Source organism: Hoeflea phototrophica DFL-43, assembly GCF_000154705.2.
GTDB lineage: Bacteria > Pseudomonadota > Alphaproteobacteria > Rhizobiales > Rhizobiaceae > Hoeflea > Hoeflea phototrophica.
The window spans coordinates 618,692-643,251 of sequence record NZ_CM002917.1 but is presented as its reverse complement, the minus strand read 5'-3'; the positions used below and the strand labels follow the sequence as shown (position 1 = coordinate 643,251).

Here is a 24,560-nt window from a genome sequence, read left to right as displayed (position 1 = left end):
GGAGATTGGTGCTTCAACGGAACAATATCCAGCAACTGGATACCGCGAGACGCGGCATCTGATGTTTTTTTGCGAAGGACAGGACTACCCGCTGAGACTATCGGCGGGTAGCAATGTTGCCTTGCCCCGTCCGGCTCATCAGTCTTGAAGGGCCTTCCTCAACGCTGAGTAATCGGTCTCCAGAATGGCGTCACGCAGCGGCAAGAACTTGATGCCGAACTTCTCCTTGAGGTCGTCGACGACCTTCTTGGCGCGAAGCTCATGTGATTGAGCCACAGGAGGCACCGGAGCGTCATATTCATCGCGGCTCTCGTTCGCCGGCACTTCGATTGCTGAAGTTTTATCCAGTGATGCCAAAGCCTCATCCAGCGACGCTAAAACCTCATCCTGCTTTGAGATTTCTGGAGACTTCACGGGATTGGCAGTGTGAGTGTTCTCGTCCGAACTCTCCTTCTGTCGAGCTTCGGTCTTGATCTTGGCAATCCGCTTCTCGATCTGCTTGGGGTCAGGTGTCTCACCACGCGTAATTTCGTCAATCACCAACTGCCTGAGGGTGTCCGGCGTTTTCTTTGCTGCAAGCTTGTAAATCGTTGACAGGGGCAGAAGATCGATGACCTGCGGTGTTGATCCGAACGCGGTTGCCGAGTTCATGTAATTCTGCGCAGTCCGCTCTGTCCAACCGAAGTGGAATTCCAGCCACTTGCCGAACTTGCCGTGCTCTAGCTTCTTCTTGATGATTAAGAGCTCACTGCCGATGGCGATGGTGTGCGCCGAAAGACGATTCCGAATTCGCCAGGCGGTTGCTTCCGCTTCCTTCGCCACTGCCGCCGAGATACCGGAGTAGTCAAACGCATGGACCTGGGTAGTTCCACGCTTCTTCTTGGGGAGCGCCAGGAGGTTGTTGGCAAGCTCAACCCGCTGCTCCGCAGGTGCCTCAATGGAGGGTGTGAGGTCGAGTTCTTTAAGTTCCATGCCGTTCGAATAAGAAAGTTCAGACATCAAATTTTTCCTTGGAATTGATTTTCAACGCAAAACCGAAATCATTGCGGTTTTGCCACTTCGGTTAAATGACGAGGGTCGCGGATCAGCTCGCGGCCCTGGTTTGAGGCAGGGTTCGCCTGACGCGCTTGCTCAGTTTGTGGCGCATCCTCTTGAGGCTCTCCAGCTCATCCAATGCCGCCTTTGAATTCGGCCCGGTCAGGCCTGACTTCTGGACCTCGTTGATCCGAGCTTCGATTTCATTCCGTTTGAAGTCAGAGATGTCGCGCGCAAGTGTCTCGACAACGTCCTCCAGCACGCTCAGAACAAGCTCGGCTTTGCCGAGAGAGTTAAAGGCCGCGGCCTTATCGTCTTCGTCGATCTCCGATGGATCGAGCGGCTCGATGCCGTCATCCTGGCTAAAGTCCCACCATTTCCTGCCGAGGATCAGGTAGTGGACCGCAAAGCCTGTCCGATTATCCTGTTCGAAGAAATCAGAAAACGTTCTCCGAAAGACCGATGTGTTCAGTTTTCGCTCTTGCGCAGATACTCGGTCTTTTTCTCGTTTCCGTGCTTCTCTTTTGTATTCAGCCCAACTCTTTCGCATGTCCGTCTCCTTTCGTTGGACGGACAATGTCCAAGTTCGTTGGACATTACAAGTCCAATATCATGTCCAATGGGTGATGGCTGAGATCGTGCCAGGCCTCGTCCGTAGTTTGGGGGAGTAAGTTGAGCATGCGAAACAGGCCGCGGGTAATTTAGGGCCGTGATTAGGAATCATGGGGCTGAGCAGCGACTCAGCACTGTGTTGCCAGTTCACGTCAGACTCCGCCGGCGGATCCCTAGGATTGCTGCCATTCCTCGCCTCGGCTCCCTTTGCTAAGCTCAGCGGTGTTTCACAGGAGGCGCCCGATGACGGTCCAGGAAGGCACGGTGCACTCGCCTGTGGCGTCAATAGTCATTCAAGCCTTTTTTTTCGGAACCACTCACCGGGCTTCCCTTTCCAATGCCCTGCGCACCAGATTGCATCGCGTCTCGATGACCTGCCTGACCCCCTTCAGGATCGGATGAAAGGCACCGCTGTCCGCCACCTCTTCGAACAATGCTTCCGCTTCGGTCGCGACGGCATCGGCCATGGCCATCAGTTCGCCGGCCAGCATTCGTCTCGAAGCCCTGGTTGACGGCACCAGTGATGCCCAGTGCTCCAACAGGATCGTGTCCGGCAACGATCTGCCCCCCATCGCCATCGCGAGCTTCTGAGAAATGCGCGGATAGGCAGCCGTGCAGACTGCATCGTAGACCGGGGCCAGGTCCGGCACCTTCCCGCGGTAGAGCAGGGCGTAGTTCTTTGCATGGGCGTCGGCATTGCCGATCAGGTAGTGGAAGATCAACATCCGCTGAAAGCGAAGGATCTCGGCCGCAGGTCGACCGGTCGTCCGTCGGATGAGGTCCTGGCACTGGCTGATACCCGGCCCGCCTTCCTCTTCGTATTTGAGCTCGGGAGGCACGCTCAGCGCCTGGCAGAAGTCTTCCTGGTGTATGCGTTCGATCCGGCCATCGCCGTGCGTGATGCGGTCGTAGCGTTCCACCAGGAAGTAGTCGCTCTTTCCGGCGACGCCTTTTGACACAAGGGGAACATCGAGGCCGAGGCGGCGCGCGAGGCTCATGCAGAAAACTTCGTTCTCGACTATGCCATCAAGTTCCACGTTGAACGGCTTGAGGATGTGGGTCGTCGGCCGTCCGGCCTTGGGAAGCGTGATCTGGCCATCGATAATGGCGACGGCGAGCTTGTCCTGAGCCCCAGCCAAGGAGAGGCGCACGTCCTCTTCCCCGCCAAGCAGCGGCCGCTGTCTCAGCAGAGCCAGGATCTCCTCCAGCCGCTTGTCATCGAGAAGCTCGACGTCGTCTGATGTCGGAGCCGGTGGACTCTGATCTGACGGAAGGAGCGACAAAGCGCCCGCGCATTCTCCTCCGATGATCTCGAGCAGGCCGAACGCGTTTCCCGAGGAGACACCGAGCGCAGCGGCCAGGCGACGTCTCGCTTTTTCATCCGGCAGGAGACCCGAAAAGAAAGGGCGAGCGATGCGATCGCCGAAGGGTTCATCTTGTAGCGGCAAGGAAACCGACAGCGCGGCGGGGTCAGTGGCAAGATAGTCGCTATCATAGGTGAAGGTGAGCGACCCCTCATCGCCCTGCATGAGTTCACCCGCCTTCCGGTCCTTCAGATAGACGTCCAGTGAGCGGCTCATGAATTCGCTCCACGAGCCGCGACGCTCACCGTCAAGCCGAGTGTCTGAAGCACGGCCAGAGCCAGCCCGAGGCGACAGCTCTCCTTGCCGCTCTCAAGCTCACGCACGAACCGGACACCGACGCCTGCGACGGCTGCGAGCTGTTCCTGGGTCAGTTGTTGACGCTTTCGTTCAGAGCGAATGAGTTGACCGAGTGCCAGGCTATCTGAGATTGTCAGCATATGAATCATCCCTTTCGGGACGATTTAAGCACATTCACAGCCGAATTACACCAAAAAGAACCGATCGGGACTTTTTCAGCTCGATTGTCGGTGATCATCACGTAATGACACCGATCGGGACTCTAGGCAACCATTTGCGTGCAACGCAGACGATTACATCAGTTGACCGGCTCGTTGACGAGGAGGCATACTACCTCACGTATCTGCCATCGACGAGATCTCGACTGCAACCCCGATATCAAACGACCAAAAAGCCGTCCGTCACAACGTTACAATCGCCCCTCTATCTTATTGATATCATTAACACTACCAAGATTTCAAATCTCTCCGGCAGCACCAGTTTACTCGTCTATAAACGCTCTTCTGGCACGACTTAAGCAAGCATCGGCTGGCCAATGTCGGCGATGTTTCTCGAGGATGCTATTTCTCATCAAACCGCAAGAGTCCCAGCCTTGCAGCCTTTGCGATTGCAGCCACCCCGATTTGGGCAATTGAGCTTGATGACTGCCGTTGAGATGATGGAAGACACTTCAGCAGGGCTGAGTTCGCACTCAAGCCCTACCTCCAGCTCCGATTTTGCTTCCGCAACGCCGCGAAGGCAATTCAGCTCAATTGTTGTCAGGAGATTGAAACCGACAGATTTTTCCATGGCCAGATACTTCCAACAGCGGGATCGGAATAACCCCATCGCTGGAGACTAGACATGAAAACTAAGTCTTCTTTGATTTGGATCACATTTTTTGAATATATAAAAACCAAGCTTTCAGTTTTTTGAAAACGAAGGGTGCAGCAATCCGATACTCTCCGGCCGCATGCATCTAAATCCTGTCGCCCGTGTTTGATCTGACCGCCACTATGGCGGATCCCGCATTATCCGTGGTTCTTGCGCCGCAGATAATCTTCCCAGGCCAGCGCGCTGGACACGATCTCGTCGAGGTCGTTATGTCGGGGTTCCCAGCTGAGAGCTTCACGGGCGCGGGTGGAATTGGCTACCGAGGTGATGATGTCGCCGGTCCGGCGCGGGGCATGGCGCACCTCGAAATCCCGGCCGCTCACCCGCCTGACCGATTCCAAAACCTCGTTGACGGTATAACCGCGTCCATAGCCGCAATTGGCGACCAGGCTCTGACCTCCCTTTCGGAGATAGCCAAGCGCATCGACATGGGCCGCGACGAGATCTGTGACATGAATGAAATCACGCACGCAGGTGCCGTCGCGCGTGGGGTAATCGGTGCCGAACACCTCCATCGCATCGCGCTTGCCCATCGCGGTTTCAGTGGCAACCTTGATCAGATTGACTGCACCGCGGGTCGATTGCCCGGTCCGGCCCTTGGGGTCTGCACCCGAAACGTTGAAATAGCGCAGTGCCACATAGCGGAAGTCATGCACGACCGCCGCATCGGCCAGCATGGTTTCGGTCATCAGCTTCGACGTCCCGTAGGGCGACTGCGGACGGGTGGGCGCAGTTTCGGTTATGGGATGGTCATTGTCCGGCGTGCCATAGACTGCAGCCGTTGAGGAAAAGACGAAGTTGCGAACACCGGTCTCGATTGCGGCGCGCACGAGTCCAAAGGAGTTGACGGTGTTGTTCTGGTAGTAGGCCAGGGGATCAGCGAGCGATTCCGGCACGGAAATCGAGCCTGCAAAGTGAATGATCGAATCAACGCTGTGGGTCCTGATGATATCGGCGACCGCTGCGGTGTCACCAATATCGGCCTGGATAAGCTTTGCCTCAGGCGCAACCGCCCAGGCGAAACCGGTGGACAGCCGGTCGACAACGACCACGTCCTCATTGGCGTCAACCAGCGCCCAAACCATATGGCTGCCGATGTATCCCGCTCCGCCGGTGACCAGAACCGTCATGCCTTTACCTCTACCGCGTGTCCAGGCCCACATTATGAGCCTGAAGTTTCAAGAAAGGCTGAACGGCGGCGCCACACTATGGGTGAGGTCCGGGGGCGGGGCGCTTCAGGTTCTGGTTTGCATCGCCTGGTCCGAAGCTAGAGAGCGGAAATGTAGCTCGCCAGGCGGTTTGCGGCTTCTTCGATATGGTCGAGCCGGCGCAGGAAGCAGGCGCGCAGAAAGCTCTCGCCACCGCGGTCAAACGCGGTGCCCGGCGCAAGTCCGACACCGGCGCGATCCACGATGTCGATTGCCGCGGCTTTTGTGTCGCTGACCCCGTCGATGCGGAAGAATGCATAGAAAGCGCCATCGGGCTTTTGTGTCACCACGCGGTTGGTGCTGGTCAGGGCGTCGCAAAACAGATCGCGCGCGCTTGCAGCCTTTGCAACCTGCGCATCGACATAGTCATCGCCCGACTGAAGGGCAGCGAGTGCGCCCTTTTGCATGAATTGGGCCACGCCGGAGGTCTGGTATTGTACGGAGTTCTCCAGCACCTGGATGATCGACGGCGGCGCCATGATCCAGCCGACTCGCCAACCGGTCATCGACCAGTTCTTGGAGAAGGTGTTGACGAACAGGATCCGGTCATTGTCGTCCATGACATCGAGGAAGGACGGTGCCCGTCCGGCGGCGTAGAAAAACCGCGTGTAGATCTCGTCGGCGATGATCCAAAGGCCGTGCTTGCGGGCGAGTTCGAGGATCGCGACCAGATCCTCCCGCGTCGCGGTCCAGCCGGTCGGATTGGACGGGGAGTTGATGAACAGCGCTCTTGTGCGCGGCGTGATCACCGAAGCGATGCGGCCCGGATCAAGGCTCCAACGTCCATCGATGTAATCGAGTTCGGCTGCCACCGGCACGCCACCTGACAACCTCAGCGCAGCGGCGAAATTGGGCCAGGCGGGCGTGAGTTGAACCACCTCGTCGCCCGGGTCCACCACAGCCTCTATGGCGATCTTGATCGCCTGCATGCCCGAGCCGGTGACGCAAAAGGAATCGAGCGGCAACTGGCGGCCAAAATGGCGGGAATGATAGTCAACGAGCGCCTGGCGCAACTCGGGAATGCCGCGCTGCCAGGTATAGAAGGTTTCGCCCGAGAGCAGTGCATCAGCGGCGGGCCGGGCGATGAAGTCGGGGGTGGACTGGTCGCCTTCTCCTGCCCAAAGCGGAATCAGCCCTGGCTTGAGACGTCCATGATTGACCACGGCAACGATGCCGCTCTCAGGGGCTTCAAAGGCGCGGCGGCTAAGACTGTCGAACTGATTCATGAATTTACTCCGTGCGCCAGTTGTACCGGAAATTTCCGCTGCCACCATCCATGTGGGCCTGATCGATCCATCGATAATGCTGATGGGTAGAACCCTGGCATGTGTCAGCATCCGTTCCGACGCAAGATCCCGGCCTGTTGGCCGGGATCAAGAGAAGTCTGAAGACTTTGAAACCAAACCTCGCCGGTGTTTAACCGGCAAGGTGCACATGTCACTTCTTCAGCAGATCGCGAATTTCGGTCAGCAACGCCACATCCGCAGGCGGCGCGGCGGGTGCTGCGGGCGCCTCTTCTTCCTTCTTGCGCATGGAGTTCACTGCCCTGACCATCAGGAAAATGATCCAGGCGAGGATCAGGAAGTTGATCAGAACCGTCAGGAAGTTGCCGTAGGCCAGAACAGCACCCTGCTCGCGGGCCGCGTCCAGGGTGGTGGCGGAGACGCCTGCGGCAAGCGGAATGAAAAAGTTGGAAAAATCCAAACCGCCAAAAATCGCACCGACAATCGGCATGATGATGTCATCAACCAGCGAACTCACGATAAGGCCGAAAGCGCCGCCGATAATCACCCCGACAGCCAGGTCCATGACATTGCCCTTGGCGATAAACGCCTTGAACTCGTTCAACATCTTACTTTGCTCCATTGGACGCGGCGTTTCTCATTGGTCCCCCTCGGCGCGCGCCTCGCCCGGCAGGTAGGTGCTAACTATCACATTTGAGGGGTTTATCGACAGATAGAAAATCCTGATCTTCACCCAGGCGCGATCCCAACCAAAGGCTGTCTTGTGCAACGCCATTCACACACTATGCTGCACTCCCGGAGGATTTGAGGGGAGCAGTCAAATATGATGCCCGGCTGGCTGGTGTTCGGATCAGCTCTTTTCTATTTGTTGCTGCTGTTCGCCATTGCAACCTATGGCGACCGCTCGACCCGGCAAAGGCTGCGGCGGACCGCGGGCCGGCCGATCATCTATTCGCTCAGCCTGGCGATCTACTGCACCTCATGGACCTATTTCGGCGGCGTCGGCCTGGCTGCCTCGCGCGGGCTTGAGTTCACGGCGATCTACATCGGCCCGATCCTGATGTTCACGCTGGGAATGCCAATCCTCACACGCATCGTGAACCTGGCCAAGGCGGAAAAGCTGACCTCGATTGCCGATTTCATGGCGGCTCGCTATGGCAAAAGCCCGATGGTTGCAGCCATGGTCGCATTGATCGCCGTGATCGGAACCATTCCCTATATCGCGCTGCAGCTCAAAGCCGTCTCGTCATCGGTCGCGGTGATGGTCGATGCGGAACAATTGAGCCGGGTGACCGAAACCTTCTTTCTTTCTGACATCTCCTTTTTCGTGACACTGGTGCTGGCCGCGTTCGCCGCCATTTTCGGCACCCGTCACACCGATGCGACGGAACACCAGGACGGCCTCATTCTCGCCATTGCGATGGAATCCGTGGTCAAGCTGCTGGCCTTCACACTGATCGGATTGTCGGTCGTTTTCGTAATGTTTGACGGTCCCTGGGAATTGCTCAACGCGGCCAGCGAAAACGCCAGCGTGATGGCGGCGCTCAGTCATGAAACCCCTTTGCAACGCTGGGTGCTACTGGTCGTTCTGTCAGCCTTCGCAATCATCATGCTGCCGCGCCAGTTTCACGTCACCGTGGTGGAAAACAGGACACCGGGAGAGCTTAAGCTCGCGGGATGGCTGCTGCCACTGTATCTGGTCGCGATCAATATCTTCGTGCTGCCGGTGGCTGTCGCCGGGCTGCTGCAATTCGGGTCGGGAGAAGCCAGCGATCTATTCGTTCTGACGCTTCCCATGGCCAACAATATGCCGATGGTCACCCTGATCACCTTCATCGGGGGCTTCTCGGCCGCAACGGCGATGGTGATCGTGGCGTCGGTTGCCGTTGCGATCATGGTCTCCAACGACATCATCGTGCCCGTGGTGCTCAGACGGCGCAACCGGCGCGGCCAAAGCGGCGATTTTGCCGGGCTGATCCTGTTTATCCGGCGGACCGCGATTGTCGGGATCCTGTTGCTCGGCTTCGCCTATTACCGCGCCGCCGATATCAATGCCGGTCTCGCCTCCATCGGGCTGTTGTCATTTGCGGCAATCGCCCAACTGGCACCCGCCTTCTTTGGCGGCCTGTTCTGGCGGCAGGCCAATGCGCGCGGCGCGATCGCGGGCCTCTCGGGAGGGATCGCGATCTGGGCCTATATGCTCCTGGTTCCGAGCCTGGGCGGCCCCGACAACAGCATTGTTGCACTCACCATTCTCGAATTCATCATCCCTGGAACCCAGAGCTTCTCCGGCCCCGGCGCGGATCCGCTGTTCAATGCGGTGGTTCTCAGCCTGATCGTGAACTGTGCCCTCTATGTCATTGGCTCACTATCACGGCGGCCCAAATCGATTGAGCGGATCCAGTCGGCGGTGTTCATTCCCCACAGCCGGCGGCTGACCACATCGGGGCGCAGTTGGAAAACCAAGGTCACCGTTGCCGATCTCAAGCAGACCATCAGCCGCTATCTTGGAAAGGAGCGGACCGAGCGTTCGTTTCATTCCCATGAGCGGGCCATCGGACGCTGGATCAATGATGATGACCCGGCCGATATGGGGCTGTTGCGGTTTGCCGAGCAACTGCTTGGCAGCGCCATCGGCTCGGCCTCGGCGCGGCTTGTGCTTTCGCTGCTGTTCGAACGTGCCGATGACATGCCCGGCGATACGGCGCGGCTGCTCGACGAAGCCTCGGAAGCGCTGCAGTACAACCGGGATCTGCTGCAGACAGCTTTGGGCCAGATGGATCAGGGCATCACCGTGTTTGACAGCTCCAACCGGCTGACGGTTTGGAACAAGCGGTTTCGCGGTCTGCTGGAACTCCCTGAAAATGTCGGCCAGGTCGGGTTTCCACTGGAAAGCATCATTGCCATCCTCGTGGCCCGTGGCGACATCGAGGCCGGTCAGGAACAGGCTGCACTGGCCAGGTTCCTGGTGATGGATGAAACCTTCTCGCTGACCATTGGGCCCGACCGCCGGATCATCGAAATCCGCTCCAATCCGATGCCTGACAGCGGGATCGTGACGACCTATGCCGACATCACCGAGCGCGTTGCGGCTGATATGGCGCTCAAACAGGCCAATGAAACGCTGGAACAACGGGTGAGCGAACGCACCGCCGAACTCACCCGGGTCAACCAGGAACTGGAGAAGGCACAACTGACCGCCGAAGAAGCCAATATCGGCAAGACCCGCTTTCTCGCTGCTGCCGGGCACGACATCCTGCAACCTCTCAACGCCGCGCGGCTCTATTCCTCAACGCTGGTCGAGCGGCTGGGCGATTCCGACAATCAGAAACTCGTGCAGAACATCGATTCCTCGCTCGAATCGGTCGAGACCATTCTCGGTGCGGTGCTCGACATCTCAAGACTCGATACCGGCGCCATGAAGCCGCAACTGGCGAGCTTCCCGCTCAATGACCTGCTGACGCGGGTTATGACCGATTTTGCTCCCGTGGCACGCGAGAACAACCTGCGCTTCACCGTGATGCCGACGAGCGTCTATGTCCGTTCTGATCCCAACCTCTTGCGCCGGCTGATCCAGAACCTGGTCTCAAACGCCATCAAGTACACACGCCATGGCCGGGTTCTGGTCGGGGTGCGCCGGGCCGGCGACAAGGTTTCCATCCATGTGCTGGACACCGGGATCGGCATCCCGTCGACCAAGTTCCGCACCGTGTTCAGGGAGTTTGCGCGGCTCGAGGAAGGTGCGCGCACCGCTTCAGGCCTTGGTCTCGGCCTGTCGATTGTCGACCGCATCGCACGGGTTCTCAATCACTCGGTGGACATCGCCTCACAAGCCGGCAAGGGCACGCGCTTCCGCGTCGAGGTGCCGATTGAAACCAATGTAAAGCGCATGAAGTCCGCTCCGAAACGTGGCGTTGTCGACAACAACGGCTTGAACCTGAACGGTTTGCGGGTGCTGTGCATCGACAATGAGCCCAAGATTCTCGAAGGCATGACGCTTCTGCTGACGGGATGGGGCTGCGAAGTGCTGGCGGCGGCATCAATGAAGGCAAGCAAGGATCTTGCTGGAACCGAGAAAGCCCCGGACGTGATCTTCGCCGATTATCACCTGGATGACGGCACCGGCATCGACACCATCGTTGAGATCCGCAAGCTGTGGGACAAGGAAATACCCGCCCTTCTTGTCACCGCTGACCGGACGCCGGAGGTCCGGGCGCGCGCCGATTCAGAACGGATCGCGGTTCAGAACAAGCCGATCAAGCCGGCAGCGCTCAGGGCATTTCTCAATCAGGTCTCGATCAGCCGCCGCAGCGCGGCCGAGTAGGATTTGTCCCACCCGCATGCCGCAACCGTCTTCGCTGCGACAGGCGCAGTCAGGATGCGGATCCCTCGTTCTGATTGAGCACTTCGGCTCCGATTTTGGAGAGTTGAATGACCGCCTGGGTGCGGCTGTCGACACCGAGTTTCTGCAAAACGGCGGAGACATGCGCCTTGATGGTCGCCTCGGAAACGCTGAGCTCATAGGCGATCTGCTTGTTCAGCAAACCCTCAGCCAACATTCCGAGCACCCGGCCCTGTTGCGGTGTCAGGGTTTGAAGGCGGCCGATCAGATCCGCAATCTCGGCGTCATGTTCGGATCCGAGATCGATATCGGGCGGGGTCCAGATGCCGCCATCCAGTACGGTTCGCACGCCCTCACGAATTTCTTCGATGCTTGCGGATTTGGAAATGAAACCTGAAGCACCGAGTTCAAGCGCGCGGCGCATGGTTTGCGGGTCATCGCTGGCTGACACCACCACGACAGGCAGGCTGGAGAACTCAGCGCGAAAGGCGATCAGGCCGGAAAGACCGGATACGCCCGGCATGGTCAGATCCAGCAGGATGAGATCCGCATCGGGGTTGGCCTGGGCTTCCCGGCGCGCGCCCTCCAGATCGCCGGCCTCCAGGATTTCGATGCTCGCATCAATCCCCGACAAAGCCTGCCGCATCGCTCCCCGAAACAACGGATGATCGTCTGCGATGATGAATTTCAATTGCGTCATGCATTCTTCCCCCTCCCGGTCGCAGGGATGTGGCTGTTGCTCACATCAACGCGACTGGCTGGAAGCACTTTAGCGGCGCGTCAACCGTTCGCGCAAGAGCGGCAGGCGGAGGATGAACCAAATCGCAGTCCAGACATTTCCAAGAAAGGGGATGGGCAATATCCAGAAAAGGGCCACCGCAAGCCGACGCTCAAACCACCAGATAACCAGCGCAGACAAAACAAAGCCGAAATAAAGGTCGGCAAGTGTCACCTGTCCCCAGGGTTGGGAAATCAGCCAGGAGCCTGCCTGTGAGAATGACCCGTCGGCGATCGCGTAGACGATCATCCCGGCAAATCCCAAAGCCAGAACAGCCAGCAAAAGTTGAAGCGCCCGCATGATCCTATCCCCTTCCTGAACCGGCCAGCCAGATGGCTCCCGCACCGGTAGCATGTCCCGATGTCCTGTTCCCATTCATACGCTGCGGTGCGCAAACAGATGTGTCCGGCCCATCAATGGAGATCGAAAGCCAACAGGGCACAGCGATCGGCGGCTGGGCCGTGCAGCCACTCAAGTCTGATCAGGGACAGGTTCAGATGGAACACCAGGTTCCTTTGCGCCCTCATCAAACTCCTTGCGCAGGTCTTCCACCATGCCGAAGAAACCGCGCATCATCTTGTTCATGGCGTCGAGTGCCCGGTCGAGCTCGGCTTCATCGGGAATGGCATCCTGACTGTTGCCCGGCAGGCTCCCCGGCGCTTCAAGTTCGAGCCTTTGCTCCAGCGCCGCAACCCGGTCCGACAGGTCCGACAGGGTTTCCTCAAAGGCGCGGCGCTCATCAGCGGCCAATCTGCAAACCAGTTGACCCGCCTTTTCGGAGCAGATTGACATCTCGCCAGTCCGGGTATCCATGCGGATAAAGCCGTTTTCTGTCTTTTCCAGGGTGAAGCGGTTTGCTATCGGCTCCTGAGCAAACGCCGGACCGGCGCCAGACAGAACCACGGCGACAAGGGAATAAACGGCAAAACGGATCATGACGGCATCCTCCTGTTTGATCTCCGGCAAGGAAATGTCATGACATGCAATTGCGACGTAAGCGAGAACGGATCGCTGTGGCCAGTCTCAGGCCCGGCATGCTCTCGAACCATTGAGACACAGACATAGCGGGAATTGAACCATGCATGCCACTGTTTACAAGATTGCACCGGAAGCCCTCTGGCGTACGGCCGAGGCGGAAGGCCGGTTTGACGGCGCACCGATCGACCATGCCGATGGCTTCATTCACTTTTCGACCCGCGAACAGGCGATCGAGACCGCAAAGCGTCACTTTGCCGGCCAGACGGGACTGCTGTTGATCGCGGTTGACGCCGGCCAGCTCGGCGAAAAGCTGGTGTTCGAGCCCTCACGGGGCGGGGCACTGTTTCCGCATCTCTATGGCCCGATGGCGCTCTCAGCGGTCAAATGGGTCAAGCCGCTGCCCTTGGACGATGATGGCCTGCATCAGTTTCCGGACATGGAGCCATGAGCGAATTTCTCAGCACTCTGGCGCGCAACGCGCTGTTCACGCTGGATCCCGAAGCCGCGCACGGGCTGTCAATCAGGGCGCTGAAAAGCGGGCTGGTTCCGGGCTGCAGCGGCGACCGCGACGATCGACTCGCTGTCGAGATCGCCGGGCTGAAGTTTCCCAATCCGCTGGGAATGGCGGCAGGCTATGACAAGAACGCCGAGGTGGCTGCAGCACTGGCAAAGCTCGGCTTCGGTTTTGTCGAAGTGGGAACGCTGACACCCAGGGCACAGGACGGCAACCCGAAGCCACGGATCTTTCGCCTGCCCTCCGACCGGGCGGTGATCAATCGTCTTGGCTTCAACAATCGCGGCCATGCAGCCGCACTTGAGAACCTGGCGGGCCAAGGGCGCTCGGGCATTCTCGGCATCAATATCGGCGCCAACAAGGAGGCCGAAGACCGGGTCGGTGATTATGTGGCTGGCATTGCGGCATTTGCAGATATCGCCAGCTACTTCACCGTCAATGTGTCCTCGCCCAACACACCGGGCCTGCGCAATCTGCAGACACGCGAAGCGTTGTCAGAGCTGTTGACACGGGTTCTGGCGGAGCGCGACCGGTGTGCCGGCAACATCCCGGTTTTCCTCAAGATTGCACCGGATCTGAGCGAACCGGACCTGGACGATATTGCGGCGGAATGCCTGGCACAGAAGCTCGACGGGCTGATTGTGTCCAACACCACGCTCTCGCGCGAAGGTCTTGGCAATGATGCCAGCAAGAGCGAGGCGGGCGGGCTTTCCGGGCGACTCGTGTTTGAACGCTCGACAATCGTCCTCGCCAAGATGCGTGAGCGGCTGGGGCCCGACATGCCGCTGATCGGCGTTGGCGGGATCGACAGTGCGGAAACCGCGGCAGAGAAGATGCGGGCCGGGGCCGATCTGGTGCAGATCTATACCGGCTTCATCTATGGAGGACCGCTGTTGCCAGGCCGGATCCTGCGCGGCTTGTCAAAGATCTGCGATCGGGAGAAGCTGACGCGGCTGCATGATCTGCGCGACAGCAGGACTGCGCACTACGCATCCTTGCCAATTCCGGCCTGAACCGGCCTAAAGGCCTGATCAATGCGCCGTGGCAAAAGCGCAAGCAGGGTGAAACCGCGCGCGGCGAGAAAGATGTTGAAGGCAATCCAGAGACCGAGATTGCCCCAACGCTCTGACAGGACAACCGAAAGCCCGATGAACAGCGCCAATGAAATCAGCATCATGTTGCGCATGTCGCGCGACCAGGTGGCGCCGATATAGACGCCGTCCATCTGAAAGGCGAGCGCACCGGACAGGGCCGTCAATGCCGCCCAGAAAAGATAGTCTCCAGCTTCGACCCGCACCGCTTTAAGCGTGGTCATGAGCGCCACCATCTCGTTTCCGAAGAAGAGGAAGAACGCGGTGGTGAAACCAGCCAGACCGAACCCCCAAAGGCTCGTCAGCTTCACTGCCTTGATCAGCGCCGGGCGATGACGGGCACCAACCGCCCGCCCCGCGATCTGCTCGGCTGCGGTGGCAAAGCCATCGAGATAATAGCCCGCGACCATGAAGAAATTCATCAGGATCGCATTGGCCGCCAGTGTTGTCTCACCAAAGCCTGTGCCAAGGCGGGTGAACCAGGCAAAGCCTGCAATGAGTGCGAAAGAGCGGATCATGATGTCGCCATTGAGCGCCATCAGCTTCCCAATCGACACGCGGTCGATGATCTGTGCCCAGAACGGCTTGAACGCAGGATCAAAGCGCGCCCGTATGATCAGGAAGCCCGCTGCGCAACCGGCCACTTCCGCGGTTACAGTCGCCCAGGCTACACCCTCAAGTCCGAGGTCAAGGCCGAGAGCAAACCAGATCGAGAGCGCGATGTTCGTGCCATTGATCAGGATCTGCACCAGAAGCCCGGTCTTGCCCATGCCGCGCCCCAAAATGTAGCCAAGGATGGCGTAGTTGGCGAGCGCAACGGGGGCAGACAGCGCCCGGATCGAAAGATACACGCCGGCCGCCTCGGCCAGTTCGCCCTCGGCGCCCATGAACCGCAGGCCCAGCACCAGCAAGAGTGGCGTGGCGGCGATGATCGCGACGCCTGCGACAGCGGAAATCATCAGCGAGCGCCAGAACACCGCCTGTTCCTCTGCCGGATCCTCCCGGCCCATGGCTTGCGCAACAAGTCCGGTGGTCGCCGACCTCAAGAAATTGAATGAGGCAAAGACAAGATCGAACAGGATGGCGGCAATGGCCAGCCCGCCCAGAAGCGCTGCATCGCCCAGACGGCCGACAACAGCAGTGTCGACCAGCCCCAGAAGCGGTGTGGTCAGAAACGCGAACGTCATCGGCACCGCAATTCCGAGCACCATGGAATTGTTGACCTCAAAGGCCCTTGTCTGCGGCGGACTTGCCGCCTTTTCCGAATACATGGGGTTGTCCGTTGGCTGGCGATGATTCGCACCGTTGTTGGGGCCAAACTAGACCAGGTCCCGGTGATAGCGCATCAAATAATGCTTCGCCCGAATATGGACGAAATGGCATTCATGCCCCACATGATCTGCGATGTCAGACCTACCGATTGTCCATGCCCCCGCCTATGATGCCGGATTTGCCCCGGGTCACCGCTTCCCGATGGGGAAATACTCTCGGCTCATGGAGCTGATTGCCGAGAGCGGGCTGAGTGCACGCGCAAGCTTCCATATGCCGGTCCCTGCCTCGGCGGAATGGTTGGCACTGGCTCACAGCCGAAGCTACGTGGATCAGGTGATCGCAAGCCGGGTTCCTGCCCCCATCGAAAGGGAGATCGGATTTGCGGTTGATGAGCGGGTGAGCCTGCGTGCGAGGTTGGCGACGGCGGGCACCGTGATGGCCGCAAGGCTGGCGCTGTCAGAAGGCATCGCCTGCAATACGGCCGGTGGCAGTCATCACGCCCGGCGCGATCAGGGTGCAGGATTTTGCACCTTCAACGACGTCGCGGTGGCTTCGCTTGTGCTGCTTGCCGATGGCGAGGCCCGGAATATCCTCGTTGTTGACCTGGATGTTCATCAGGGTGATGGCACCGCCGAGATCTGCGGGGCGAATGCGGCGGTTCGCACCGTGTCTGTGCATGGCGAAAAGAACTATCCAGTGCGAAAGCAGACTTCCGACATTGATGTGGCGCTGCCAGACGGGGTGCGCGACGAGGCTTACCTGGAAACGATAGATTGGCTGCTGCCGCAAACCATCGACCGCTTCGATCCGGATCTGGTGTTCTTCAATGCGGGCGTCGATCCGCATGAGGCTGACCGGCTTGGCCGGTTGTCGCTGACCGACGACGGCCTGCGCGAGCGCGACCGGCGGGTGTTTTCGTTTTTCAGGGCGCGTAACATCCCGATCGCCGCTGTGATCGGCGGCGGCTATAGCCAGGACATCAACGCGCTCGCCCGGCGGCACCTGGGCACCTTCGAGGCAGCGGCAGAGTTTGTTTGAAACGGATGCTATTTGCGCATGTTGAGAAGGCGCAGGACGATGAAGATCGGGATCACCACACCCGCACCAAGTGCGAGATAGGTACCGAAGCGGCCAAGGGCTGCCCAACCGTTCTCCCACAGCGTGACGACGAAATCGCGGATCCAGTAATAGATATCAACGGGATACCAGTTGAAGGCCGCCATGACCACGCCGACGACAAAGGAGGCGACGAGCAGCTTCAATGCGGTTCGCCCGGGCGTATCGCCCAGAAAACGTGTCAGACCGTTGCTCATGATATCCTGTCCCGCGTTGGCTTCGCGTTTTCACATAAGCATCGCAGAGCCCTCGGGCAAGTCTGTCAGCGCGGCGTGTCGATCATCCGCTCCAGCGTTTCAAGTCGGTCGGCTTCCGCGGGCGGCTTGTCCCAGCGCAAGCGGCTGATGCGGGGAAACCGCATTGCGACGCCGGATTTGTGCCGCGACGAGCGGTTGATCCCCTCGAAGGCCACTTCAAAAACCAACCCCTGATCCAGGCCGGCGCGCACCGAACGGACCGGGCCGAACCGCTCGATGGTGTTGTTGCGGACATATTTGTCGATCTGTGCCAGCTCCTCATCGGTGAAGCCGAAATAGGCCTTGCCGACAGGCACCAGTTCGCCGGTGTCCCGCCAGACCCCGAAGGTGTAGTCCGAATAAAAACCGGAGCGCTTGCCATGGCCGCGCTGGGCGTACATCAGCACCACATCGATGAGGAAGGGATCGCGCTTCCATTTGAACCACTCGCCTTTCGGCCGCCCGGGAAGATAAGGCGCCTCCTTGCGTTTGATCATCACCCCCTCGATCACCGCAGACGGTGGCGTGGCGCGAAGGGCTGCAAGCTCATCCCAGGTGGAGAAGGAGAGCATATCTGAGCAGTCGAACCGGTCGGGGTCGAGCCCCTTGACGAAACGCTCAAGCCGCTCGCGGCGGGCATGGAACGGCAGGCCGCGCAAATCGGCTTCGCCATCCTGGAGCAGGTCATAGGCTCTGAGAAATGCCGGGTAATCGCGCAGCTGTTTGGCGCTGACTTTCTTGCGGTTGAGGCGTTGCTGCAGATCGGAAAAGCTGCCGGTCTCCACCTCCGTGCCCTGTGGCCGTGCCACCAGAAGCTCGCCGTCGATTGCGCCATCGAAGGCAAAGGCGTCGAGGAGATCGGGGAAGGCGTGGGAGATGTCGTCGCCGGTGCGCGAGTAGAGCCTGTGCACCCCGCGTTCGGATGTCGCCTGCACGCGGATGCCATCCCATTTCCACTCCGCGACAAAATCCGCCGGTTCGAGCTTGTCAAAATCGGCCTCATCGATGGCGTGGGAGAGCATCACCGGGCGGAAGGGGGCGGCGGCGGCATTGACCGGCTTGTCGCCGGTGCCTTCGAGCCAGGCAAAGAGCTCGAGATAGGGCGGTGCCAGGCCATGCCACAGCTCTTCGATCTCGTTGACATTGACGCCGCCAAAGCCCGCGAGCGCCTGCTTGATCAGGCGGCCCGAGATCCCCATGCGGAAGCCGCCAGTGACCAGCTTGAGCAGCGCGTAACGGCCAGCCGCATCAAGCCGGTCGAGCCAATCCTCGATCAGCGCCGGCCCCTTCGCACGGGAGGAAGCGATCAGGGTCTCGACCACTTCGGTGAGACCGGGCGCATCATTGCGGCCTGTTGCGACCGGGGTCTTTTCAGGCCAGGCCAGCGCGATGGTTTCCGCCAGGTCGCCGACATAGTCATAGGAATAGGCGAAGAGCTCCGCATCCATTCGCGTGGCGATCAGCTCTCGCAGCTGCGCAGGCTTTACCGAGGGAATGTCGAGATCGCGGGCAAGAGCTGCAAGCGCATAGCCGCGCTCGGGATCGGGAACCGCGCGGAAATGCTCCTGCAGCAAGGCGAGCTTGGCGTTGCGCGAGGGCGTGAAGGCCAGCATGTCGAGAAGGTCTGCAAAGCGGTTCATGGCTCAGTCCCCCTCGTCTTCATAGCCGACCAGATTGAGCGGTTTGGCGCGGATGCCCTCAAGCTCGCACCAGCGCACAAGCGCCTCTTCGCGGCCGTGGGTCACCCAGACCTCGCCGGGCGCAACGGTCTTGATCGTATCGATCAACTCGCCCCAATCGGCATGGTCGGAGATCACCAGCGGCAGTTCGACGCCACGCTGGCGGGCGCGGGCGCGAACCTGCATCCAGCCCGAGGCAAAGGTGATCAGCGGATCGGGAAAGCGCCGTGCCCATTTGTCGCCAAAGGCCGAGGGTGGGCCGAGCACGATGGCGCCGGCGAAATCGCCCTTGGCCCCGGCCGCCACGGTGGCAGGCAGCAATTCGCCCAGATCCACACCTTGGCTCTGATAATAGTCGCAGAGCTTTTGCAGCGCGCCGTGAATGTAGAGCGGCCTCATGTAACCCGCGTCACGGATCAGACGGATGACGCGCTGCGCCTTGCCCAGCGAATAGACCCCGACCAGATGGGCCCGGTCAGGATTGCGGGCCAGCGACTTGAGCAGTTTGGCAATCTCGTCCTGCGCGTCGGGATGGCGAAACACCGGAAGGGCAAATGTGGCCTCGGTGATGAAGACATCACAATTGACCGGCTCGAAGGCGGCACAGGTTGGGTCAGGCCTCGGCTTGTAATCGCCTGAGGCTACAATGCGCAGCCCGCCGGCCTCGACTTCAATCTGTGCAGACCCCAGCACGTGGCCCGCGGGGTGGAACCGCACCGTTACATCCTTGACGCGGATCTCTTCACCCAGCATCGCAGCCTGGGTCGCACCGGCGTGGTCTGCACCATAGCGGATCGCCATGATGTCGAGCGTTTGTGGTGTTGCCAACACATGGCCATGACCGGCACGGGCGTGATCCGCATGGCCATGGGTGATCAACGCCCGGTCGACGCCGCGCACCGGATCGATGAAGAAATCGCCGGGCGGGCAGTAAAGCCCTTCGGGGCGGGGAAGGAGCAGCATTTCGGGACGCATCGGCATATGCTCAAACTAGGGCGGAGCAGCCGTGAGCGAAAGGGCTTGCGTTTTGGCCGGTGCGGGCTCATAGGCGGGATCTGCACAATTGTGACGGCTCGGACATGATCCATCTCGAATTTTCCTCCGGTGATCTCAATGCGGATCGCCGCGCCCATTACGCCCGTCTCTATGCGGAAAGCGGAGATTTCGCTGCGGCTGCGGATGTGCAGGCGCAGGCGCTCGAGCTAGCGCCTGAATGGGCGGCCGGGTTTTACGAGCTTGGCAACTACCTTGAGAAAGCCGGTCTCCTGGCAGATGCGGCAAAGGCCTGGCGCAATGCACTCGAGCTTGCGCCTGCCGACGTGTTCGGCGCGGGGCTGAAGCTGTCGCTGACCGGCCAGGCCGAGGCACCTCCGGCACCCCCATCGGAATATGTCGAGGCGTTGTTTGACGAATATGCGGACCGGTTCGACAAGGCGCTGGTCGAAAATCTCGAGTACCGAGTGCCGGAACTGTTGAGCGAATTGTTGAGCGAGATTTCCGGAGGCGCGCCGAAATATGCGCGGGTCATCGATCTTGGCTGTGGCACCGGGCTGTTCGGTGAGAGGGTGCGGCATGTGTCCTCCTGGCTCGAAGGCTTTGATCTGTCGCAAGGAATGCTGACAGTGGCGGCGGGCAAGGGTGTCTATGATCAGCTTGAACAGGCCGATATCGGGATCGGGCTTGAGACCGGTCCGTTGGCTCCGACCGGCCAGGCGGATCTGGTCGCGGCTGCGGATGTGTTTGCCTATTTCGGGGATCTTTCGAAAGTGATCGACGTGGCTGCAGGGCTCTTGTGTCCGGGCGGATTGCTCGCCTTCACCTGCGAGGCGGGGCCGGATGAGGTGGACTGGCTTCTTCAGCCTTCGCTTCGCTACTGCCACGGCGCGCAGTATCTCAGGACACTTGTCGAAACTGCGGGGCTCTCCATCGAACGGTTCGAGCGCGAGACAATCCGCCGTGACAAGGGCGAACCGATCCATGGCTACCTGGTGATCGCGGCCAAACAAGCGGCAGCATCAGAAAACCTTGCAGCTGTGACCAGTCGCGTTGCGCCTGTGGATGCCCCGAGCGAGCTTTCAGACCTGGCAGACGAGACGGCAGCAGTTCGCCTCAACTAAGGCGGCCAGCACTGATCCTGACCCGCCATCTTGGTGCAATCCCTGCGCTGCACTAGATTGGTTGTCGTGAAAGCCGATTCCCAGCCCCTCGCCGCTCATCCCGGCTTTGACCTTCCCGAGCCATTCGTCAGCTGGTTTGCCAGCCGCGGATGGCAACCGCGCGCGCATCAGCTGGAGCTGCTGGCGGAAACTGCTGCGGGACGCTCGATGCTGCTGATCGCGCCCACCGGCGCAGGCAAGACGCTGGCCGGGTTCCTGCCAAGCCTGACCGATATGGCCGCGCGCGGCAAATCGAAGCCCGGAGCAGCGGGCGGGCGGTCGCTTCACACGCTTTACATTTCTCCGCTCAAGGCCCTGGCCGTCGACATTGAGCGCAACCTGGCCCGTCCGGTTGCGGAAATGGATCTGCCGATCCGGATCGAGACCCGTACCGGAGACACGCCGCAATCCAAGCGCGCCCGCCAGCGCACCGATCCTCCCGATGTCCTGCTAACAACGCCCGAGCAGGTGTCACTGCTGATCGCAAACCAGCATGCGGAGCGGCTGTTCAAGGATCTGCGCTTTGTCATTTTCGACGAGTTGCATTCGCTATCGGCCTCCAAGCGCGGGCACCTTTTGTCACTGGCGCTGGCGCGGTTGAGACGTCTGGCGCCGGGACTGCAGACGATTGGTCTTTCCGCCACGGTGGCAGACCCCGAAGAGCTGCAGCGCTGGCTGGTACCGCAGGTGGGTGGCAGAGCGAACCATGCCGGGGTGATCAAGGTTGAGGGCGGGGCCAACCCGATCATCACCATTCTTGAAACCAATGACCGGATACCCTGGTCCGGGCATTCGGCGCGTTATGCGATCCCGGATGTGTACGAGACGATCAAGACCCATCGCACCACGCTGATTTTCGTCAACACCAGAAGCCAGGCGGAACTGCTATTCCAGGAGCTCTGGCGGATCAACGAGGACAGTCTGCCGATCGCGCTGCATCACGGCTCGCTCGATGCGGCTCAACGCCGGCGGGTGGAGGCTGCCATGGGACGCAATGAGCTCCGTGCCGTGGTCGCAACCTCGACCCTGGATCTGGGCATCGACTGGGGCGATGTGGATCTGGTTGTACATGTCGGTGCGCCCAAGGGTGCGAGCCGGCTGGCGCAGCGGATCGGGCGCTCGAACCACCGCATGGATGAGCCGAGCCGGGCGATCCTGACACCTTCCAACCGCTTCGAGGTGCTCGAGTGTCAGGCGGCAATCGATGCCAATTATGTTGGTGCGCAGGACACGCCGTCTGCAGGTGCGGGCGCACTTGATGTGCTGGCCCAGCATGTTCTGGGCATGGCGGCGGCGAGTCCGTTCGATGCGGATCACCTGTATGCGGAAGTGACCAGCGCCGAGCCCTACCATTCGCTCGACCGGGCGCGGTTCGAGAAGATCATCGAGTTTGTGGCGACGGGCGGCTACGCTCTCAAGAGCTATGACCGCTACGCGCGCATCCGCAAACGCGCCGACGGGCTGTGGCGGATTTCAAACCCGCAGGTGGCGCAGCAATACCGGCTCAACATCGGCACCATCGTCGAGGCGCCGATGCTCAATGTGCGCATGGTCAGCCGCAAGAACGGCCGGACCGGAGGACGCGGCGGGCCGCCGCTCGGTCAGGTGGAGGAGTATTTTCTCGAAACTCTGACGCAGGGCGACACATTTCTGTTTTCAGGCAAGGTGCTTCGCTTCGAGGGCATTCGCGAAAACGAGTGCCTGGTCTCCCAGGCCTGGAATCAGGACCCGAAGGTGCCTGCCTATGCCGGCGGCAAGTTCCCGCTGTCAACTTATCTGGCCGAGCGGGTCCGGACCATGATTTCAGATCCCGCGCTGTGGCCCGCCCTGCCCGATCAGGTGTCCGACTGGCTCAGGATTCAGCAGGATGTGTCGCAACTGCCCGGCCGCGATGATCTGCTGATTGAAACCTTCCCTCGGGCCGAGCGCTATTTCATGGTGCTGTATCCCTTCGAGGGACGAATGGCGCATCAGACGCTGGGCATGTTGCTGACGCGGCGACTGGAACGGACCGGGGCCCGGCCACTGGGTTTCGTCGCCACGGATTATTCCCTGGCGATCTGGGGCCTTGAGGATATGGGCGCGATGATTGCCAGCGGGCGGCTCGATCCCGCCGCACTGTTTGATGAGGACATGCTCGGCGACGATCTCGATGCCTGGCTGGATGAATCCTGGCTGCTCAAGCGCACGTTTCGCAATTGCGCCGTGATCTCCGGCCTGATCGAACGGCGCCACCCCGGAAAGGAGAAATCCGGACGTCAGGTCACGGTGTCGGCAGACCTGATCTACGACGTTCTCAGAAGCCATGAACCCGACCATATTCTGCTCCAGGCGACGCGTGCGGATGCGGCATCGGGGCTTTTGGACATTCGTCGGCTTGGCGCTATGCTCAAGCGAATCAAGGGTCATATCCGGCATCGGGCACTCGACAGGATCTCACCGCTAGCGGTTCCCATCATGCTTGAAATCGGCCGTGAAACGGTTGTGGGCGAAGCCCATGAGAGCATTCTGGCCGAAGCCGCCGATGATCTTCTTGACGAGGCTCGTGGCGGCAATTGAGGAACGCAGACATGCAGGGCGCAAACGCGGCGCTGACATCCCGGAGCGAGGCGCCCACGCCTGCAACAGTGGAGATCGAGGTCAACGGCACCGCCGTGATCTGCGACTGCGCCGGCGTGATGTTCATGCCCGACAGCAGCGTGCTGGTGGTTTCCGATCTGCATCTGGAAAAAGGCGCGGCCTTTGCCCGCCGGGGCATGATGCTGCCGCCCTATGACACGGTGGCGACACTCAACCGTCTTGCCGGGCTGGTTGCCCGTTACAATCCGCGCATGGTGATCAGCCTGGGCGACAGTTTCCACGACCGGGCCGGCTCGCAGTTCCTGCCGGAGGCCTATCGTGACACGCTCAAGGGGCTGCAGCAGGGGCGCGAGTGGACCTGGATCGAAGGCAATCACGACCCCGACCGCCCGGTCGGGCTTGAGGGCGCCTGGGTTCAGCAGCTGCATCTGGAAACCCTGGTGTTCCGGCATGAGCCGACCTCCGGCGCCTGTTACGGCGAAATCGCCGGGCACCTGCATCCGGCGGCACGGGTGGTGCGGCGCGGCAAGGCGGTACGTCGCGCCTGTTTTGCAAGCGACGGCAAGCGGTTGTTGATGCCGGCCTTCGGCGCGACGACGGGCGGGCTGGAATTGCGCCATCCGGCGATGCGCGGGCTGTTCGAGCCGAGCGAGCTGGTCGCGCATCTGCTCGGACGGGAGCGGATCTATTCCGTTGCCTTCAGCCGCATGAATGGCTGAACCTTACAGATCAGAAAACCAGCACAATCAGAATTGATCCAGCAACGATGGTGCTGATGACCAGACGCAGCTTTCCGAACCATGCCTGCAAGGCACCACTGCGCGCGCTTGCGACATCCCAGGCTCCCTGAAGGCCAAATCCGGCAAGCAGCAGCAGCAGCGACCAGGGCCTGTCGATCAACAGCGCCAACCAGCCTGCCAAAGATGGCGCGACGCTCAGGATCATGGTCTCGGCGGATGTCGGGGCTGCAGATGGCGCAAGTGCCGCGCCCCAGCGCACGCCGCCCATGAATGACAGGATCACCGCGCCATAGCCAAGAAATGCCTGATCGCCGCCCAGATGCGCATTTGCAGAACCGGGCATGATGGCCTGGCCCAGCGCCATCGCGACAAAGGGTACCGCGCCGAGACCTGCCAGGAACCAGGCGGTGGCGATGGCGCGAGTCTGGTGCACGTCTTGTGTCAT

Annotated in this window: 22 protein-coding genes; 7 read left to right on the top strand and 15 right to left on the bottom strand. The window is 60.3% G+C overall.

The genetic code is table 11. The features are described 5' to 3' along the window. Window positions 1-138: 138 nt before the first annotated feature. The 7 genes from HPDFL43_RS21210 to mscL form a co-directional block, all read right to left on the bottom strand. Entirely contained in the window at window positions 139-999 is an 861-nt protein-coding gene (locus HPDFL43_RS21210) for a DUF3102 domain-containing protein (protein ID WP_007200091.1), read from the bottom strand. Window positions 1,000-1,084: 85 nt separating this feature from the next. After that, entirely contained in the window at window positions 1,085-1,585 is a 501-nt protein-coding gene (locus HPDFL43_RS03020) for a hypothetical protein (protein ID WP_040448987.1), read from the bottom strand. Window positions 1,586-1,964: 379 nt separating this feature from the next. Continuing rightward, window positions 1,965-3,227 (bottom strand): type II toxin-antitoxin system HipA family toxin, encoded by a 1,263-nt coding sequence (locus HPDFL43_RS03015; RefSeq protein WP_007200089.1) that lies wholly within the window; start codon window positions 3,225-3,227, stop codon window positions 1,965-1,967. Continuing rightward, window positions 3,224-3,457, bottom strand: a complete 234-nt coding sequence (locus HPDFL43_RS03010) for a type II toxin-antitoxin system Y4mF family antitoxin (RefSeq protein WP_007200088.1) — start codon at window positions 3,455-3,457, stop codon at window positions 3,224-3,226. The genes HPDFL43_RS03015 and HPDFL43_RS03010 overlap by 4 nt, the downstream gene beginning before the upstream one ends. An 861-nt stretch (window positions 3,458-4,318) precedes the next feature. Continuing rightward, complete coding sequence (galE, locus tag HPDFL43_RS03000) at window positions 4,319-5,311, bottom strand: UDP-glucose 4-epimerase GalE (protein ID WP_007200086.1); 993 nt, start codon at window positions 5,309-5,311, stop codon at window positions 4,319-4,321. 137 nt (window positions 5,312-5,448) lie between these two features. Further along, window positions 5,449-6,615 carry a pyridoxal phosphate-dependent aminotransferase gene (locus tag HPDFL43_RS02995; protein ID WP_007200085.1) on the bottom strand — a complete coding sequence of 389 codons (1,167 nt, stop codon included), beginning with the start codon at window positions 6,613-6,615 and terminating at the stop codon, window positions 5,449-5,451. Window positions 6,616-6,826: 211 nt separating this feature from the next. Beyond that, the gene (gene mscL / locus HPDFL43_RS02990; protein WP_007200084.1) at window positions 6,827-7,240 is read right to left on the bottom strand and encodes a large conductance mechanosensitive channel protein MscL; all 414 of its coding nucleotides are present in this window, start codon (window positions 7,238-7,240) and stop codon (window positions 6,827-6,829) included. A 216-nt stretch (window positions 7,241-7,456) separates the two neighbouring features. Between mscL and HPDFL43_RS02985 the strand changes: the two genes are divergently transcribed. Then, window positions 7,457-10,957, top strand: coding sequence for a hybrid sensor histidine kinase/response regulator (locus tag HPDFL43_RS02985; RefSeq protein WP_007200082.1), 3,501 nt, complete (start codon window positions 7,457-7,459; stop codon window positions 10,955-10,957). Between the two features lie 49 nt (window positions 10,958-11,006). Here the strand turns inward: HPDFL43_RS02985 and HPDFL43_RS02980 are convergent, their stop codons facing one another. The 3 genes from HPDFL43_RS02980 to HPDFL43_RS02970 form a co-directional block, all read right to left on the bottom strand. Then, window positions 11,007-11,675, bottom strand: a complete 669-nt coding sequence (locus HPDFL43_RS02980; protein WP_007200081.1) for a response regulator transcription factor — start codon at window positions 11,673-11,675, stop codon at window positions 11,007-11,009. A gap of 69 nt (window positions 11,676-11,744) precedes the next feature. Beyond that, window positions 11,745-12,053, bottom strand: coding sequence for a hypothetical protein (locus tag HPDFL43_RS02975; RefSeq protein ID WP_007200080.1), 309 nt, complete (start codon window positions 12,051-12,053; stop codon window positions 11,745-11,747). Window positions 12,054-12,224: 171 nt separating this feature from the next. After that, window positions 12,225-12,689, bottom strand: a complete 465-nt coding sequence (locus HPDFL43_RS02970) for a hypothetical protein (RefSeq protein WP_040449563.1) — start codon at window positions 12,687-12,689, stop codon at window positions 12,225-12,227. Window positions 12,690-12,831: 142 nt separating this feature from the next. On the opposite strand from HPDFL43_RS02970, the gene HPDFL43_RS02965 reads away from it, so the two are divergent. Next, window positions 12,832-13,179 (top strand): DUF952 domain-containing protein, encoded by a 348-nt coding sequence (locus HPDFL43_RS02965; protein WP_007200078.1) that lies wholly within the window; start codon window positions 12,832-12,834, stop codon window positions 13,177-13,179. Next, window positions 13,176-14,258: a quinone-dependent dihydroorotate dehydrogenase gene (locus HPDFL43_RS02960; protein WP_007200077.1), complete on the top strand. Its 1,083-nt coding sequence runs from the start codon at window positions 13,176-13,178 to the stop codon at window positions 14,256-14,258. Before HPDFL43_RS02965 ends, HPDFL43_RS02960 begins: the two co-directional genes overlap by 4 nt. Here HPDFL43_RS02960 and HPDFL43_RS02955 read toward each other — a convergent pair. Continuing rightward, the gene (locus HPDFL43_RS02955; RefSeq protein ID WP_007200076.1) at window positions 14,231-15,607 is read right to left on the bottom strand and encodes an MATE family efflux transporter; all 1,377 of its coding nucleotides are present in this window, start codon (window positions 15,605-15,607) and stop codon (window positions 14,231-14,233) included. The genes HPDFL43_RS02960 and HPDFL43_RS02955 overlap by 28 nt on opposite strands. Window positions 15,608-15,740: 133 nt before the next feature. On the opposite strand from HPDFL43_RS02955, the gene HPDFL43_RS02950 reads away from it, so the two are divergent. Then, complete coding sequence (locus tag HPDFL43_RS02950) at window positions 15,741-16,646, top strand: histone deacetylase family protein (RefSeq protein ID WP_040448985.1); 906 nt, start codon at window positions 15,741-15,743, stop codon at window positions 16,644-16,646. Window positions 16,647-16,654: 8 nt separating this feature from the next. On the opposite strand, the gene HPDFL43_RS02945 is transcribed toward HPDFL43_RS02950, so the two are convergent. The 3 genes from HPDFL43_RS02945 to HPDFL43_RS02935 all read right to left on the bottom strand — a co-directional run bounded on the left by HPDFL43_RS02945 (window position 16,655) and on the right by HPDFL43_RS02935 (window position 19,614). Next, window positions 16,655-16,921 (bottom strand): DUF6460 domain-containing protein, encoded by a 267-nt coding sequence (locus HPDFL43_RS02945; protein ID WP_007200073.1) that lies wholly within the window; start codon window positions 16,919-16,921, stop codon window positions 16,655-16,657. 65 nt (window positions 16,922-16,986) lie between these two features. Next, entirely contained in the window at window positions 16,987-18,600 is a 1,614-nt protein-coding gene (locus tag HPDFL43_RS02940; RefSeq protein ID WP_007200072.1) for a cisplatin damage response ATP-dependent DNA ligase, read from the bottom strand. A 3-nt stretch (window positions 18,601-18,603) separates the two neighbouring features. After that, window positions 18,604-19,614, bottom strand: coding sequence for a ligase-associated DNA damage response exonuclease (locus tag HPDFL43_RS02935; RefSeq protein WP_040449561.1), 1,011 nt, complete (start codon window positions 19,612-19,614; stop codon window positions 18,604-18,606). A 104-nt stretch (window positions 19,615-19,718) separates the two neighbouring features. On the opposite strand from HPDFL43_RS02935, the gene HPDFL43_RS02930 reads away from it, so the two are divergent. From HPDFL43_RS02930 to pdeM, 3 genes are read left to right on the top strand one after another with little or no spacing between them, the layout of a single operon-like run. Beyond that, window positions 19,719-20,756, top strand: a complete 1,038-nt coding sequence (locus HPDFL43_RS02930; RefSeq protein WP_007200070.1) for a class I SAM-dependent methyltransferase — start codon at window positions 19,719-19,721, stop codon at window positions 20,754-20,756. Window positions 20,757-20,813: 57 nt separating this feature from the next. After that, window positions 20,814-23,354, top strand: coding sequence for a ligase-associated DNA damage response DEXH box helicase (locus HPDFL43_RS02925; RefSeq protein WP_007200069.1), 2,541 nt, complete (start codon window positions 20,814-20,816; stop codon window positions 23,352-23,354). Between the two features lie 11 nt (window positions 23,355-23,365). Continuing rightward, window positions 23,366-24,094, top strand: a complete 729-nt coding sequence (pdeM, locus tag HPDFL43_RS02920; protein WP_007200068.1) for a ligase-associated DNA damage response endonuclease PdeM — start codon at window positions 23,366-23,368, stop codon at window positions 24,092-24,094. Between the two features lie 10 nt (window positions 24,095-24,104). Here the strand turns inward: pdeM and HPDFL43_RS02915 are convergent, their stop codons facing one another. Then, entirely contained in the window at window positions 24,105-24,560 is a 456-nt protein-coding gene (locus HPDFL43_RS02915; protein ID WP_007200067.1) for a DUF3429 domain-containing protein, read from the bottom strand.

Excerpts from the sequence above, each read along its gene's own strand:
- HPDFL43_RS21210 (WP_007200091.1), bottom strand. The coding sequence starts at position 999 with ATGTCTGAACTTTCTTATTCGAACGGCATGGAACTTAAAGAACTCGAC.
- HPDFL43_RS03020 (WP_040448987.1), bottom strand. The coding sequence starts at position 1,585 with ATGCGAAAGAGTTGGGCTGAATACAAAAGAGAAGCACGGAAACGAGAA.
- HPDFL43_RS03015 (WP_007200089.1), bottom strand. The coding sequence starts at position 3,227 with ATGAGCCGCTCACTGGACGTCTATCTGAAGGACCGGAAGGCGGGTGAA.
- HPDFL43_RS03010 (WP_007200088.1), bottom strand. The coding sequence starts at position 3,457 with ATGATTCATATGCTGACAATCTCAGATAGCCTGGCACTCGGTCAACTC.
- galE (WP_007200086.1), bottom strand. The coding sequence starts at position 5,311 with ATGACGGTTCTGGTCACCGGCGGAGCGGGATACATCGGCAGCCATATG.
- HPDFL43_RS02995 (WP_007200085.1), bottom strand. The coding sequence starts at position 6,615 with ATGAATCAGTTCGACAGTCTTAGCCGCCGCGCCTTTGAAGCCCCTGAG.
- mscL (WP_007200084.1), bottom strand. The coding sequence starts at position 7,240 with ATGTTGAACGAGTTCAAGGCGTTTATCGCCAAGGGCAATGTCATGGAC.
- HPDFL43_RS02985 (WP_007200082.1), top strand. The coding sequence starts at position 7,457 with ATGATGCCCGGCTGGCTGGTGTTCGGATCAGCTCTTTTCTATTTGTTG.
- HPDFL43_RS02980 (WP_007200081.1), bottom strand. The coding sequence starts at position 11,675 with ATGACGCAATTGAAATTCATCATCGCAGACGATCATCCGTTGTTTCGG.
- HPDFL43_RS02975 (WP_007200080.1), bottom strand. The coding sequence starts at position 12,053 with ATGCGGGCGCTTCAACTTTTGCTGGCTGTTCTGGCTTTGGGATTTGCC.
- HPDFL43_RS02970 (WP_040449563.1), bottom strand. The coding sequence starts at position 12,689 with ATGATCCGTTTTGCCGTTTATTCCCTTGTCGCCGTGGTTCTGTCTGGC.
- HPDFL43_RS02965 (WP_007200078.1), top strand. The coding sequence starts at position 12,832 with ATGCATGCCACTGTTTACAAGATTGCACCGGAAGCCCTCTGGCGTACG.
- HPDFL43_RS02960 (WP_007200077.1), top strand. The coding sequence starts at position 13,176 with ATGAGCGAATTTCTCAGCACTCTGGCGCGCAACGCGCTGTTCACGCTG.
- HPDFL43_RS02955 (WP_007200076.1), bottom strand. The coding sequence starts at position 15,607 with ATGTATTCGGAAAAGGCGGCAAGTCCGCCGCAGACAAGGGCCTTTGAG.
- HPDFL43_RS02950 (WP_040448985.1), top strand. The coding sequence starts at position 15,741 with ATGTCAGACCTACCGATTGTCCATGCCCCCGCCTATGATGCCGGATTT.
- HPDFL43_RS02945 (WP_007200073.1), bottom strand. The coding sequence starts at position 16,921 with ATGAGCAACGGTCTGACACGTTTTCTGGGCGATACGCCCGGGCGAACC.
- HPDFL43_RS02940 (WP_007200072.1), bottom strand. The coding sequence starts at position 18,600 with ATGAACCGCTTTGCAGACCTTCTCGACATGCTGGCCTTCACGCCCTCG.
- HPDFL43_RS02935 (WP_040449561.1), bottom strand. The coding sequence starts at position 19,614 with ATGCGTCCCGAAATGCTGCTCCTTCCCCGCCCCGAAGGGCTTTACTGC.
- HPDFL43_RS02930 (WP_007200070.1), top strand. The coding sequence starts at position 19,719 with ATGATCCATCTCGAATTTTCCTCCGGTGATCTCAATGCGGATCGCCGC.
- pdeM (WP_007200068.1), top strand. The coding sequence starts at position 23,366 with ATGCAGGGCGCAAACGCGGCGCTGACATCCCGGAGCGAGGCGCCCACG.
- HPDFL43_RS02915 (WP_007200067.1), bottom strand. The coding sequence starts at position 24,560 with ATGACACAAGACGTGCACCAGACTCGCGCCATCGCCACCGCCTGGTTC.